The sequence below is a fragment of the Pseudofrankia sp. EUN1h genome (assembly GCF_001854645.1).
GTDB classification, from domain to species: domain Bacteria; phylum Actinomycetota; class Actinomycetes; order Frankiales; family Frankiaceae; genus Pseudofrankia; species Pseudofrankia saprophytica.
Window position 1 is genome coordinate 211,832 of record NZ_MBLN01000064.1, and the last position, 14,155, is coordinate 225,986.

The following is a 14,155-nucleotide window of genomic DNA, read 5'->3' on the forward strand; positions in this document are numbered from 1 at the left end:
CCACCACACGCGGCCACGTCGACGTGGTTTCTCCCGCGCGCCCACCACGAAACGAAAGACCGGAAAGAGGACGTCCATGACACCGTCAGTCCGGGCCGGCAGGCGCCGCGCCGTCAGGCGGCTCGCGCCCAAGGTGCCCGAGATCACCGCCATGTTCTGGATCATCAAGATCCTCACGACCGGGATGGGTGAGGCCGCGTCCGACTTTCTCRCCAACCGCAGCGTCCCGCTGGCGGGCGCGGTGGGGCTCGTCGGGTTCACGGTGGCGATGTGGCTGCAGTTGCGAACTCGCCGCTATGTAACCGCCGTCTACTGGTTCGCGGTGGCCATGGTCGCCGTCTTCAGCACGATGGCGGCGGATGGCGTCCACCGCGTCCTCGGCGTGCCCTACCCCGCCACAACCCTGTTCTACGCCGTCGCACTCGCCACGATCTTCTACCTGTGGCGTCGCAACGAGCGGTCGCTGTCGATCCACAGCATCGTCACCCATAAGCGCGAGATCTACTACTGGTCCGCCGTCCTCGCCACCTTCGCGCTCGGCACGGCAGCCGGAGATCTCACGGCCTTCACCCTCAACCTCGGTTATCTCGCGTCGATCGGCTTCTTCGCCGTCGCGATTCTCATCCCCGCCGTCGCCTACCGGCTTCGGTGGATGAACGCCGTCGGCGCGTTCTGGTTCGCCTACGTGCTCACCCGGCCGCTCGGCGCGTCGATCGCCGACTACCTCGGCAAGGAACCCGACAAGCACGGCCTCGGCTACGGCGACGGGACCGTCACCGTGGCCGCGACGGTGGTCATCGTCGTCCTGGTCGCCTATCTCGCCTGGACCGGGACCGACGTCCAGCGCCAGCCGGCGACGGCGGGCCCGGCATTGACGGCGCCCCAGACGCAGGCATCCGTATCCGCTCGGTACGGCGCCCCGTACCGCGATCCGGGCGAGGTGTAGTCGAGAGGGTCGACGTCGTCGTCAGGGGCGGAACGCAGTTCGCGCTCGCTACGGGATGGCACCGGCGGGCCTTGGACCACCGGAGCCCCGCGTTGAGCCATGCCGCCCTGGTAGCGACGGGCACCGGGCGCAGTGTCCGCTGGATGGGCGACCGCCGCGCCAACGGGAATTCATCACATAAATAGGCCAACTCCAGCATTTTCGTTCACATCTTCTTTACATCTCGGTGCGCTTACCGTTCGGTCGCGCGGACGCCGGCGGCATTCCAGTTTCCTTTCCACACGGGCATGCCGCCCACAGGACGCGAAAGGTCGACCGAACCATGCCCGGGAGACAGAATGACACAAGTGGCGAAAATCGAGCAGTACGACTCTCTTGATAGAGTCACGTATGTAGCGAAAAAGCTTCCAGAGATCACAGCGACCTTCTGGATCATGAAGATCGCGGCGACGACGCTCGGCGAGACCGCGGGCGACCTGCTCGCACAGACCCTGCGGCTGGGATATTTCCTGACGACGGGCGTACTCATCCTCGTCTTCGTGGTGACTCTTGCCGTCCAGTTGCGGTCGAGGGTGTACAACCCGTTCTTTTACTGGACGGTCATCCTGTCCACCAGTACGGCCGGTACCACCATATCCGACTTCATGAATCGCGACGCGAGCGAGAAGTATCTGGCCAAGGGAACCAGCTCGCTGGGCTGGGGTCCGCAGGGACTCGGTCTCGGCTACCCGGTCGGCGCGGCGATCCTGATCTCCCTGCTGATCGCCATCTTCGTCGCATGGAGGCGCACCGGACTGACGTTCGCGATCCGGGACATCGACTCCCGTCGTGGCGAGAGTTTCTTCTGGTCGGCCATCCTCGTGTCAAATACCCTGGGAACCTCCATGGGCGACTTCCTGTCCGACAGCTCGGGGCTCGGCTACGCGGGAAGCGCACTGCTCATACTCGGGCTTCTCAGCCTGTTGCTCGCCCTCAGATACGTCCCGGCGGCGTCCAACGTGACGCTGTTCTGGCTCGCCTTCGTGCTCACCCGCCCGCTCGGTGCGACCGTCGGTGACTTCCTGACGAAACCAGCATCCAAGGGCGGGCTCGCCCTCGGCACCCTCGGGTCGTCGGCAGTCCTGCTCACGCTCCTGCTCGGCCTGGTCGGGTTCGCCCACACCCAGGAGAGGCGCCGCGCCAACACCGTCCCAACAAATACGGCGCCGATCAGCGCGGCCTGACCCGAACCTCCAGTCGGACCCCGTCTTGGGCTCGTTCGAGCGGCATGTCGGTGCGGGCCCGCGGGCCGGCGTCGAACTCGGCATCGCCGGGCCAGAGTCGTAACGGACCGAATATCCGCGAACGCGGGGAACGAGCGGGCACCGCCACGCCAGCCGACCCTTTCCCCGTTTGTTTGCCGGATCGTCTGCGAACCACGGATATATGCCACCTACATGCGGCGGGCGTATGGCTCAGGCCGCTTCAGGAAATCCGTTACTCCAGGTCATGGGCGAGTCGGAGCGCAGCCCTGCGCGCCCTGGGCCGGAGGCCGCCCGAGCGCGACGCACGCCCAAGCAGCCGTTCTTGACTCTCCAAGGCATTGGGGGTACGGTCTGCCATGTCAAAGCTGAACGCCGTATAGTTATTTTATGGCGATATAAAAATAGACGCCACGCATGATCGATAACCGACGCGCCTGCGCCTGTCCTAACGCGTACCAACCCTTGAGACCCACCCACCCCACCCGCTTCCGCTGTCGCATCTCGCTCCCAGCACGACCGATCCCGATCGAAGGAGTCCGCCCGTGGGCACCGTCGTCCCGACCATCGACCGTCCCGATCCCGCCGCCGACATGATCACCGGGTTCGCCGCATGAGCCACCAGGACCACCGCTGGGCCGCAGCCTGGGCTACCGCTCCGCAGCGGCCGGGCACCGGCTTCGTCCCGAACTGGTCCGAGGAGGGCTTCGCCGACCAGACGATCCGGCAGACCGTCCGATTGAGCGTCGGCACGAACGCACTGAGAGTTCGACTGTCCAACCGTTACGGCGCCGCGCCACTCCGGGTCGCGGGCCTCACCATCGCGTCCGCCGCGGGTGGCAGCGTGATCAAGTCCGACACCCTTCGGGAGCTGACCGCGGACGGGAAGGCCGCCTTCACCATTCCTGCGGGTACCGACCTGGTCACCGACGCGGTGCGGTCTCCCGTCGACGCGCTGGAGTCGGTGACCGTCTCGCTGTACCTGGCCGAGCCCTCCGGTCCCGCGACCTACCACGCCCAGGCGCTCGCCACGACCTACCGGGCGGCGGGCGACCACCTCGCGGACGCCGAGGGCACGGCCTTCGCCGAGACCTCGCAGTCCTTTTACTACCTGGACGGAATCGAGGTCGCCGCGGCCGCCGGCAGCGCCGACGGCATCGTGGTGTTCGGCGACTCGCTCACCGATGGGACCGGCAGCACCCCCGATACCGACCAGCGCTTTCCCGACCTGCTGGCCCAGCGCTTCGTGGCGGCGGGACGGCCGCGGCCCGTGCTGAACCAGGGCATCGGCGGCAACCGGGTGACGGTCGACTCGGCCTGGCTCGGCGACCGAGCCACCGCCCGCTTCCAGCACGACGTGCTGGAACGTCCTGGAGTGGGCACAGTGGTGATCCTCGCCGGGATCAACGATGTCGCGATCAGCGAGATCGAGCAGAACTCGCCGTTCCCGGTCCTGGCGCCCTATACCGAGGTGTCGGCGGAGCAGGTCATCGACGGGCATCTGGAGATGATTCGCCAGGCGCGTGGCGCGGGCCTGCGAGCGGTCGGGGCGACGCTGCTGCCGATGCGGGGCTCGGCCTTCTCCACGTCGCGCAGCGAGGCCAAGCGCGCCGCGGTCAACACCTGGATCCGCGAGTCGGGAGCGTACGACGCCGTCGTCGACCTGGCCCTGGCACTGGGCGACGCGCTCGACCCGGCCCACGACTCCGGCGACGGACTGCACCTCAGCGACGCCGGATACCGGGCGATGGCGGAAGCCGTCGAACTCGCCGCCCTGTAACGCCTGGTACCACCTTCTGCGTACGGCCTCGGGCGGCCGCGCGGTCCGCGCGGCCGCCCGAGGCCGCTTTCCGTTCGTCGGTCGGCATGAGGTGTGACCCGGAATCGGCCCGCCAGTCCACCGGTCGAGGCCGCGAACCCGACACCGAACCGCGGCGGCGGAAATCAGGTCACGGAGGTCAGGCCGCGGCGGAGAGCGCCTGGTACTGCTCGTCCGTCAGCTTGATCTCGGCGCTGCGCGTGTTCTCCTCGACGTGTGCGACCGTGCTCGTACCGGGAATCGGGAGCGCGACCGGCGAGCGGTGCAGCAGCCAGGCCAGGGAGAGCTGCGCGGCGGTGGCGTCGATGTTCGCGGCGACCTTCCGCGCCGGGCTGTCGGGCTGCGCGAGGGCGCCGCTGGCGATCGGGAACCACGGGATGAAGGCGATGCCCTCACGCTCGCAGTATTGCAGTACTTCCTCGTAATGACGGTCGGACAGGTTGTAGAGGTTCTGCACCGACACGATCGGCGCGATCCGCCTGGCCTGCTCGATCTGCTCCACCCCGACCTCGGACAGGCCGATGTGACGGATCTTGCCCTCCTGCTGCATGAGTACGAGCTCGCCGATCTGGTCCTCCAGCGGGACCTCCGGATCGATGCGGTGCAACTGCATCAGGCCCACGCTGTCCACGCCGAGGTGACGCAGGCTGCTCTCCGCCTGCTCCCTCAGGAACTCGGGACGCCCCACCGGCTGCCACTGGTCGGGCCCCGGCCGAGCGAGACCGACCTTGGAGGCGATGACGAGGTCCTCCGGGTAAGGGTGCAGCGCCCGGTAGATGATCCTGTCGCTGGCGAAAGGGCCGTAGGCGGCGGCGGTGTCGATGAAGTCGACGCCGAGCTCGCGGGCGCGGCGCACCACGCGGACCGCTTCGGCGGGATCGGTCGGGTCGCCCCAGATCCCAGGGCCGGTYAGTCGCATGGTGCCCAGTCCTAGACGGTGGACGGGCAGATCACCGCCGAGGTGGAACAGGCCAGAGGCCTCAGCGGGGCGCGCAGGTGACTGGATGCTCACAGGAGTCGCCTTCCTTTGCGGAGCGGGTAGGGCAAGGTGGCGGGCTGYCACCGACGACGAACGCTACACGGCGTGCATGTACTGAACAACGAGCTAAACTCGTCCTATGTATAGATAGAACACTCCACAAAACTAGTGCACAGGCGCTAGGATGGTGGGCATGGGAGGACGTGGAGCCGCGGGACGCTGCGAAGCCGCGGAGCAGAGTCGCCGGGCCCGCGATGCCGCTCGTCGGGGATGCACCGCCACGAGGAACCGCTCGACCTTGACCCAGTCGCCGGGGCCCGCCCCGGTCGGTGACGGTGCCGTTCCAGGCGGGACCGGCGGCCCAGGCGGGACCGACGACACCGCCTCGCGCCGGATGCCTCGCACCGCGGTCCGCCAATCCACCGAAGCGCAAAAGACGGCGGGGGTACCGGCGTGTCTCAGCCGGTGCCCCCGCCGTCCGGCGGAGCATGGATGTCCGGGTGGTCGGCGCCTACCCGCTCAGCGCTGCTGTCCCTCCCCCCAGGCGGCCAGCGGCGCGGGCCGCGCCGGGAGGTCAGGAGACGGGGCGGCGGGTCCCGGCTGCGTCGGGACGTCCAGCGACGGGGCAGCGGGCGCGGGACGGCGACGCGGCGCGGCGAACCTGCGCATCATGGGCGTCTCCACCCAGCCGTACGTCGCCCACGACAACAGGACGACCACGGTCAGCGCGAGCGCGATGAACCCGAGGTTGCCGGCGGTGGACAGTGGCTGGTGCTCGGCGAAGAGGTGGGCGAGCCACATGAGCACCAGGTAGTGCCAGAGGTAGAACGCATAGGAGATCTTGCCCAGCCACACCATGGGTCCGTTGCGGAAGGGCGAGAACCGCCCCCGCAGGTCGGCCTCGGTCGCCGCCGCGACCAGCAGGCCGAACGGCAGCGCGGTACACGCGGCGAGGCCGTATTCATAGGGCACCTGGGTGGACAGGACGTACCCGCCGATCGCCACCGCCAGGGCCGGCATCAGGGGCAGCCGGGAAAGCTGGCCCTCCTTGACCATCCGGGCCAGGAAAATGCCAAGCAGGAAGTCGAGAGTGCGCACCGGCGGGAAGCCGTTGATGAACCACAGCTTGGTGACCCCGATCGGCAGCGCGGCGCTGACCGCCTCGTCGGGCATCAGCGCCTGGGCGAGCGAGGGCACCGCGGCGATCGCCGCGGTGACCGCCGCCACCCCTATCCACAGCCGGCTCGGCCGCACCCGGTTCACCAGCCCAATTATCAGCGGGAAACATGCGTAGAAGAACACCTCACAGCACAGCGACCAGGAGACGGGGTTGACGCCCCACCAGGTCTTGAAATGCCAGTCCCAGACGTGCACCAGGAACAGGTTGGCGATCGCGACGCCAGCTCCCGGGAAGATTCCGAGATAGAGCACCAGCAGGATCCMGGCGGCCAGGATGACGACGTGGTTCGGGTACAACTTGAACGCCCGCCGCCGCCAGAACTCGACTGCCGTGTCGGTCGGACGGGCGGCCCAGGTCAGCACGAATCCGCTGAGCACGAAGAAGAAGGTGACGCCAGCCCATCCGCCCTGGCCGAACATGGAATGGTAGGTGCGCGCGGTGGAGGGGTCCGAGAACGGCGCCAGCGCGCCGATGTGGAAGGCGGCGACGAGGAGCGCGGCGATTATTCTCATCCCCGTGAGCGATGGTACTGGCTTCCCTCGGACCTTACTCATATTTTCACTCAAATTTTCTTCCTCCCGGATCGCGGTGACCTTTTCGAAGACGGCACCCGTCTGGCGGCGGGACGACGGGAGCGCCGTTGTCGATATGCGGCAAAGAAGGCGTCGCCACGTCGGCCCGCCGCCGGCGGCACAAGATGACCGGGCCACATCGGGAACGTGGCCTCGCCACGTGGCGAGGCCACGGCGTCAGGGGCGGTCGGCGGGCACCGGGTTGAGCTGCGGGTCCCACTCCACGAGCAGGTGCTGGGGGCCGCGGAAGGAGGTGTTCGGCAGATACGTGATCCGCTGCTCCCCGACCAGGCGCAGATGCGGTAGCCGGCGGGCCAGCTCCTCGATGAAGATCCGCATCTCCTGCCGAGCGAGCGTGGCGCCCATGCAGGCGTGCGCGCCGAACCCGAAGGTCATGTGCCGGTTCGGATTCGGCCGGTCGATGTCGAAGCGTTCCGGGTCCTCGAAGACCGCCTCGTCGTGGTTGGCGGAGGAGGTGATCATCATCACCCGGGCGTCCTTCGGTATCGTCACGCCGCCGACCGTGGTCTCCTTCACGGCCAGCCGGCGCCAGGCGGCCACCGAACCGTCGTAGCGCAGCGACTCCTCGGCCGCCTTGGGAATCAGCTCCGGGTCGGCGCAGACGCGTTCCCAGGTCCGCGGGTTCTCCAGCAGCGCGCGCATGGCGTTGCCGCTGGCGTTGGTCGTGGTCTCATGCGCGGCGACCAGGCCGGCCAGCGCCGTTGTCTGCAGTTCGTTGTCGCCGAACAGCCCGGGCTTGCGCTCGCTCTCGCGGATCAGATGCGGCAGCCAGCCGGGGCCCTCCGAGGCCTGCCTGATCTTCTCCACCAGCCCGCCGCTGAACTCCCAGTACCGGCCCAGGTTGGAGGCCACCTGCTTCTGTTCCTCGGGGGACGGCCGGCCGTACATGAACACGGTCTGGTCCAGGGTGAACTGGCGGCAGGCCGCGATGTCCTCGTCCGGGATCCCCATGAAGATCAGCGCGATGGTGATCGGCGCCTCCTGGAAGAGGTCGGCCATGAGGTCCGCGCGACCCTTCTTGACGAAGGCGTCGATGTACCCGTTCACGATCTCCCGGATGCGCGGGACGAGGGCCTCCACCTCCCTGCCCTTGAACGGGTCCTGATGCGCCATGCGGCGCTCCCGGTGGGACGGGCCGTCCTCGTTGACCAGTGCGAGCCCGGGATTGAAGCCGTGTTGGACCAGGATCGCGATCGTCTCGTCGGTGGACGGGGTGATCTGGTCCAGGGTGATGGAGGCGGAGAAGGTGTCGGTGTCCTTGAATATCTCCTTGATGTCGTCGTACCGGGTGACGACCCAGTAATCGAGCACCGGACTGTAGAAGACCGGCTCCGCCTTGCGGGCGGCTGCCATGGACTTGCCCGGGTGGGCCTGGTACGCGGATTCGAACGGATCGAATGCGGCGGCCAGCGTGGAGACCGGGCATCCGGTCGGTGTGGTGAGTTCAGGGCTCGTGGTCATGACGTCCCCTCGGAAACGAGGCGGCGGGCCGGGACGGGCGGATGCGTGCGCCCACCGCGAGATTATGGCGGGCATTTCGGCATTCCAACCCTTATCGCGCGGCGCCGGCCCCCTATCGATTTCCCGGGAAGTCGGGGTCCGCGATCCACCCAGAATCCGGGTCCGTTCACGGAATGCGGATGTGCGTTCGCCGACGACTTGTGCGCACCGCCGCGGTCCGTGGTCCGCGGACGGCCTGAAGACCGTCGGCGGAGATGGTCACACGCGGTAAACTGGCTTGCATGGCACAGCCGACACTGAGCCGCCGGGAACGGCTCCGCGCCGAGACGGCCGCGGAGATCAAGGTCACCGCGCTCAAGCAGATGGCCGCCGGCGGCGCGGCGGCCGTGTCCCTCCGCGCCATCGCCCGGGACATGGGCATGACCGCGGGCGCCATCTACAGCTACTACGACACCCGTGACGCGCTCATCAACACGCTGGTCAGCGACGTCTACACCTCGCTCGCCGACACCCTCGAGGCCGCGCACCGCCGGCTGCCCGAGCAGGACACCGCGCGGCGGGTCCTCGCCCACGGCCACGCCTACCGGCAGTGGGCGATCGAGCATCCCGAGGAGTTCCGGCTCGTCTACGGCGACCCGGTCCCGGGCCACGACCTGCCGGAGGCCAGCGCCGCCTCCGAGGCCGCGCTGCGGGTCTGCCGGCTGCTGATCCAGCTGGTCGCCGCCGCCTGGTCGCACGCCGCCGCCACCCACCCCGGCGGGGACCTGGTCTGGGAGGACTTCCAACCGGGCCTGATCGCCGTGCTGAACGCCGAGCAGCCCGGCCTGCCGCCGGCGGCGCTCGCGCTGACGCTGCGGGTGTGGGGCCGGATGCATGGGCTGGTCGCCCTGGAGATCTACGGTCACCTGCGTACGCAGGTCGCCGATCCCGCCAAGCTCTACCACCTGGAACTGCTCGGCCTCATCGCCTCACTGGGGCTCGAGCTCCCGGACCCGAGCGCGGCCGCCGGCGGCGGCCACTGACAGGCAGGGAACGACGAGACCCGCCCGGGTCAAGCCGACCCGGGCGGGTCTCGTATCGGCGTGGCCGGCGCCTGGGAACGTACCGGCCATGTGGTCTGAGGGCTTCGCGGGAACGATTCGGCATCCCGGAGCAACGGACGGAGTCCTACCAGGGCTGACTGAGGGGGCGCTGGCCCGTCCGGCCACGTGGTCCTACCGCGGCGGCGGCCGGCGGCGGGCCGCGCCGCCGGCCGCCCGGGCTCACGCGGTCGCGGAGGCCCCCTCCACCTCGTCCGCCCGGGCCTCGACGGGCTCGGTCTCCACGGGCGGGGCCGGGTTCTTCAGGAAGAAGAAGGTGATCAGGCAGGCGGCCGCGACCACGATGCCCGCGATCACGCCTGCCAGTTGCAACCCGTCCACGATCTCCGCGGCGCTCGGCGCTGGCACGCCGCCGTAGTCGATGCCGTGGTTGGCCACGGCCACCAGGGCCGCCAGCCCCACCGCCCCGCCGATCTGCATCGAGGTCGAGGCCGCGGAGGTCGCCACGCCCTGCTCAAGCGGGGAGACACCCAGCCCGGCCGCCCCGAACACCACGGTGAACCCGACGCCGCCGCCGAATCCCCACAGGATGATCCCGGGCAGCAGCGCCCAGTACGACCCGTGCGCCGACATCCCCAGCGCGGTGATCGCGACACCCGCGCCGTTCACGACCAGCGTCCCGGTGAAGACCGTGCGCAGGGTGAACCGGTTCAGCAGAGGCGCGGTGAGCTTCCCGGCCGCCATCGAGACGGCGCACAGCGGCAGGAACGCGAGGCCGGCCTCCGTCGGGCTGTAGCCGAGGACCGGCTGAAGGTACGTCGTCAGCACGTAGTACCCCRTCGCCAGTCCCACCATGAACAGGAAGGCGACGGCCATCGTGACGGCCAGCGTGCGGGTACGCACCAGGCGCAGCGGCATCAGCGGCGAGGGAGTCACTGCCTCCACCACCACGAAAGAGATCAGCAGCAGCCCGCCGAGCACCTCGGCGCCGAGCGACTGAAGGGACGTCCAGCCCGACGACGGGCCGGACGCCAGGCCGAACACGATCAGCGAGGCGCCCGCGGTCGCCAACAGCGCGCCCGGAACGTCGAACTCCCGGATCGCCTTGCGTGCCGGCCCGTCCGCCGGCAGCAGCCGCGTGCCGGCCACTATCGCGATCACCGTCAGCGGCACGTTGACGAACATCACCGACGACCAGCCCCACCAGTCGGTGAACAGACCACCGAGCAGCGCTCCGGCCGCCAGGCCCCCGCCGCCGATCGCGCCCCACACCGACATCGCGCGGTTGCGCTCCCGGCCCTCCGGGAACCCGATGAAGATCAACGTCAGCGTCGCCGGGAACAGCAACGCCCCGCCGCCGCCCTGCACCGCGCGTGCCGCGATCAGCAGCCCCGGGGTGTTCGCGAGCCCACCCACGAGCGAGGACAGCCCGTAGATCACCAGCGACGCGAACCATACCCGCCGGGCGCCGAGCCGGTCGACCAGCCGGCCGCCGAAAAGCAGCAGCCCGCCATAGCCCACCGCGTAGGCGGAAACGACCCATTGCAGCGACTGGGCCGAGAAGTTCAGCGACTCACCGATATCCGGCAACGCCACGTAGACGATGTTGTAGTCGACCGCGATGATCAGCTGCGAGAACCCCAACAGCGCGAGCCGCCACCCCAATTTCGTCGGCGCCAGCCCAGAAGTATCCGTCATGGACCCGGTCAATCCCCTCGAAACGACTGCGACGGCATGACATTTCCCGTACCGGCCCGGTGTCTGCTGCGGGCCTGCACTGCGCGCATAGGTTACACGGCGTTCAACTTACGCACTAAGTATAGGTGCCATGCGCCGTTAAGTGTCAAGCGTCCAGCCAGCCCCTGGCCCTGCCGGCCCGGCCCCCGTCGATCGCTCCGGCACGACCGCGGGCCCGCGACCTGGGGTGTTGTCCTGCGAGCAGGCAAGTGTCCGCGCGGGCCGGCGGGCCCGGGCCGGCAGGCCCCGGCCCTCGTCCGCGAAGCGCCGTGGACGCCACTCGCCCGCCAGCCACTCCYCCCCCGCCGCCGCCGGCCGGCCCCGGCCCCCCTATCGAGCCGCTCGCGGCGCACGTACCTGGGCGGTTGGTGGCCGGTCGACCCGCGCGGCAGCGGCTCGTCGCACCCGCCACGACCGCGGCCACCCGATATCAGGCGAATCGGCTAGGGGGGGCGCGGCAAGCCTGGGGTTGGCCGGGACGGAAACGAAACATAGCGTGGCGAAGGGGTGACCCAACGCCACGCGGAATACGTGGCGGTCATGAGAAGGACCGGTATTTCCGGCAGCGCTGCCGGCCCGGCTTCCGCATAAGACCGCATGTGCGTGACGGGGCACTTCGTGCGCGGCGCGGCGCGGCGCCGGGAAATCCACAGGGAGACCTTTCGCTTTTCGGCCAACGGGATGCCGTGGGACCGCGCGGACCGGGCGAACGCCCTCCGCGCCGGCGGGACCGGCACACCCGCCCCGCCTCGGCGGGTTGGCCCCCTATCACGGAAGGCGGACTCGACGGTGACGACACACGCGGTCGGGATCATCTCGACCGGCTCGTACGTCCCCAAGGAAGAAGTCAGCAACGAGGAGGTAGCGGCCCGCTGCGGCGTCACGGCGGAGTGGATCGAGCGCAAGACCGAGATCAGGAGCCGCCGCTACGCTCCGCCGCACGAGGCGGCCTCCGACCTCGCCGCCCGGGCCGCCGCCGAAGCGCTGGACGCCGCGGAGGTGCCCGCCGCGGCGATCGACTACCTGATCGTCTCGACCTCCACCGGAGACTCCCCGCAGCCGCCGACCTCCGCGCTGGTCCAGCACGCGATCGGCGCGTACGGCGCGGCCTGCTTCGACGTCAACGCCGTGTGCAGCGGCTTCGTCTACGGCCTCGAGCTGGCCCGGGCGCTGATCGCGCTGCGCCCCGGGTCCCGGGCATTGGTGATCGCCGCCGACGTGTACTCCCGGATCCTGGACTTCTCCGACCGGCGCACCGCGCCGCTGTTCGCCGACGGGGCCGGAGCGGCCGTCGTGGGCGAGGTCGACGAGCCCTACGGCTTCCTCGGCACCGACCTGTCCACCAGCGGCGACGCACACCACCTCATCCGGGTGGAAGCCGGCGGCAGCCGGTCGCCCGCCTCGGCGGAGACACTCGCGGAGGGCGGCCACTACTTCCGCATGGAGGGCCGCGCCGTGCGCGAGTTCGTCAACCAGCGGCTGCCCTCGGCGCTGGAGCGGCTGGTCGAGGGCGCCGGCCGGCGGCTGGGCGAGGTCGACCACTTCGTGCCGCACCAGGCCAACGGCGTGATGATGCGCGAGCTCGTCGAGGCCGCGGGGCTCACGCGGGCCACCACCCACCGCACGGTGGAGCGGTACGGCAACCTGGGCTCCGCCTCCATCCCCGTCACCTTGGACGAGGCCAACCGCGCCGGGCGGCTGCGCCGCGGCGAACTGGTGCTGCTCGCCGGTTTCGGCGGGGGCATGGCGGTGGGCACGTCGCTGCTCAGCTGGCGGGGGGCCGCGGCATGACGGACACCCTGGCAGTGGACGCGGCCACGCCCGCGGGGCGCCTGCGCCGGCTCGGCGTGGTCGGCTGCGGGCAGATGGGCGCCGGCGTGGTCGAGATCGCCGCGAGGGCGGGGCTCGACGTGCGGGTCGCCGTCTCCTCCGTGCACTCCGGCGAGCGCGGCCTGCGCCGGATCACCGGATCGCTGGACCGCGCGGTCGCCAAGACGAAGATCAGCGCGGCGGAGCGGGACGGCGCGCTGGACCGGATCTCCTTCACCACCGCGCTGGACGACCTGGCGGACCGCCAGGCGGTCGTCGAGGCGGTCCCCGAGCACGAGTCCGCCAAGCTCCAGGTCTTCGCCCTGCTCGACAAGATCGTGACGGATCCGGAGGCGATCCTGGCCTCCAACACCTCCTCGCTGCCGATCGTCCGGCTCGCCCGCGCCACGCAGAATCCCGGCCGGGTTGTCGGCCTGCACTTCTTCAACCCGGTGCCGGTGCTGCCACTGGTCGAGGTAGTCGGCTCGGTGCTCACCGACCAGCACACCGTGGATCGCGCTGAGTACCTGGCTACCGAGGTTCTCGGCAAGACCGCGATCCGTTCGCCCGACCGGGCCGGTTTCCTGGTCAACGCCCTGTTGTTCCCGTACCTGCTGGCCGCCGTCCGGATGGTGGAGGCCGGCATCGCGACGCCCGATGACGTCGACCGCGGCATGGTGGCGGGCTGCTCCCATCCGATGGGCCCGCTGCGCCTGCTGGACCTGATCGGCCTGGACACCACGGTGTCGATCGCCGATGCGCTGTACGCGGAGTTCAAGGAGCCGCTGTACGCGCCGCCGCCGCTGCTGCTGCGCATGGTCGACGGCGGCCTGCTCGGCAGGAAGACCGGCCGGGGTTTCTACGAATACGCGTGAGGCCTGCGGCTTCTCCGCCCGCCCGGGGCCGGCGCCCGGGCGGGCGTCGTCGAGCGCTGAAACGGTCGACGCGATGAGAGCTGTCCACGGAAAGAGTCAAGGAAGGCGGATGGATCAATGGCGTCTACGGCTAAGGGCACCTCGTCGGCCGACACGGTGGTCGCGGCGCTGCGGGATTCGTTGAAGGAGACGGCCCGGCTCCGGCAGCGCAACCGGGAACTGGCGGCCCGGGACCGGGAGCCGGTGGCGATCGTGGGTATGGCCTGCCGTTTTCCGGGCGGTGTCGAGTCTCCTGAGGATCTGTGGGATCTGGTCGTCGAGGGGCGTGACGGGACGTCGGAGTTTCCGGGGGATCGTGGTTGGGATTTGGGGCGTCTTTTTGGTGGGGGTGGGGATGTTCCTGGGTCGTCGGTTACGCGGCGGGGTGGTTTTCTGGGGGGTGCTGGGGGTTTCGATGCGGAGTTCTTTGGGATTT

At 69.6% G+C, this 14,155-nt stretch carries 11 protein-coding genes; 7 read left to right on the forward strand and 4 right to left on the reverse strand.

Features of this window, described 5'->3' with window-relative positions:
* Positions 1-76: 76 nt before the first annotated feature.
* The 3 genes from BCD49_RS24500 (at position 77) to BCD49_RS24510 (ending at position 3,967) form a co-directional block, all read left to right on the forward strand.
* Positions 77-946, forward strand: a complete 870-nt coding sequence (locus BCD49_RS24500; RefSeq protein ID WP_071041951.1) for a COG4705 family protein — start codon at positions 77-79, stop codon at positions 944-946.
* Between the two features lie 338 nt (positions 947-1,284).
* The gene (locus BCD49_RS24505; protein ID WP_007507027.1) at positions 1,285-2,169 is read left to right on the forward strand and encodes a COG4705 family protein; all 885 of its coding nucleotides are present in this window, start codon (positions 1,285-1,287) and stop codon (positions 2,167-2,169) included.
* Between the two features lie 631 nt (positions 2,170-2,800).
* Positions 2,801-3,967 (forward strand): SGNH/GDSL hydrolase family protein, encoded by a 1,167-nt coding sequence (locus BCD49_RS24510; protein WP_007507031.1) that lies wholly within the window; start codon positions 2,801-2,803, stop codon positions 3,965-3,967.
* 178 nt (positions 3,968-4,145) lie between these two features.
* Here BCD49_RS24510 and BCD49_RS24515 read toward each other — a convergent pair whose 3' ends face one another.
* The 3 genes from BCD49_RS24515 to BCD49_RS24525 form a co-directional block, all read right to left on the reverse strand.
* The gene (locus BCD49_RS24515; protein ID WP_027141391.1) at positions 4,146-5,018 is read right to left on the reverse strand and encodes an aldo/keto reductase; all 873 of its coding nucleotides are present in this window, start codon (positions 5,016-5,018) and stop codon (positions 4,146-4,148) included.
* Between the two features lie 486 nt (positions 5,019-5,504).
* The gene (locus BCD49_RS24520) at positions 5,505-6,677 is read right to left on the reverse strand and encodes an acyltransferase family protein (RefSeq protein ID WP_158072966.1); all 1,173 of its coding nucleotides are present in this window, start codon (positions 6,675-6,677) and stop codon (positions 5,505-5,507) included.
* A 237-nt stretch (positions 6,678-6,914) separates the two neighbouring features.
* The gene (locus BCD49_RS24525) at positions 6,915-8,219 is read right to left on the reverse strand and encodes a cytochrome P450 (protein WP_007507035.1); all 1,305 of its coding nucleotides are present in this window, start codon (positions 8,217-8,219) and stop codon (positions 6,915-6,917) included.
* Positions 8,220-8,500: 281 nt separating this feature from the next.
* On the opposite strand from BCD49_RS24525, the gene BCD49_RS24530 reads away from it, so the two are divergent.
* Positions 8,501-9,241, forward strand: coding sequence for a TetR/AcrR family transcriptional regulator (locus BCD49_RS24530; protein ID WP_007507037.1), 741 nt, complete (start codon positions 8,501-8,503; stop codon positions 9,239-9,241).
* A gap of 240 nt (positions 9,242-9,481) precedes the next feature.
* On the opposite strand, the gene BCD49_RS24535 is transcribed toward BCD49_RS24530, so the two are convergent.
* Positions 9,482-10,957 (reverse strand): MFS transporter, encoded by a 1,476-nt coding sequence (locus tag BCD49_RS24535; protein WP_083401671.1) that lies wholly within the window; start codon positions 10,955-10,957, stop codon positions 9,482-9,484.
* 828 nt (positions 10,958-11,785) lie between these two features.
* On the opposite strand from BCD49_RS24535, the gene BCD49_RS24540 reads away from it, so the two are divergent.
* From BCD49_RS24540 to BCD49_RS41020, 3 genes are all read left to right on the forward strand, one after another.
* Positions 11,786-12,787 carry a 3-oxoacyl-ACP synthase III family protein gene (locus BCD49_RS24540; RefSeq protein ID WP_027141392.1) on the forward strand — a complete coding sequence of 334 codons (1,002 nt, stop codon included), beginning with the start codon at positions 11,786-11,788 and terminating at the stop codon, positions 12,785-12,787.
* Positions 12,784-13,680, forward strand: coding sequence for a 3-hydroxybutyryl-CoA dehydrogenase (locus tag BCD49_RS24545; RefSeq protein ID WP_007507042.1), 897 nt, complete (start codon positions 12,784-12,786; stop codon positions 13,678-13,680). Before BCD49_RS24540 ends, BCD49_RS24545 begins: the two co-directional genes overlap by 4 nt.
* Positions 13,681-13,797: 117 nt before the next feature.
* Positions 13,798-14,155, forward strand: a 358-nt coding sequence (locus tag BCD49_RS41020; protein ID WP_241832390.1) for a beta-ketoacyl synthase N-terminal-like domain-containing protein, incomplete at its 3' end; no start/stop codon positions are given.

Coding starts and splice junctions, on each gene's coding strand:
- BCD49_RS24505 (WP_007507027.1), top strand. CDS start 1,285: ATGACACAAGTGGCGAAAATCGAGCAGTACGACTCTCTTGATAGAGTC.
- BCD49_RS24510 (WP_007507031.1), top strand. CDS start 2,801: ATGAGCCACCAGGACCACCGCTGGGCCGCAGCCTGGGCTACCGCTCCG.
- BCD49_RS24525 (WP_007507035.1), bottom strand. CDS start 8,219: ATGACCACGAGCCCTGAACTCACCACACCGACCGGATGCCCGGTCTCC.
- BCD49_RS24530 (WP_007507037.1), top strand. CDS start 8,501: ATGGCACAGCCGACACTGAGCCGCCGGGAACGGCTCCGCGCCGAGACG.
- BCD49_RS24545 (WP_007507042.1), top strand. CDS start 12,784: ATGACGGACACCCTGGCAGTGGACGCGGCCACGCCCGCGGGGCGCCTG.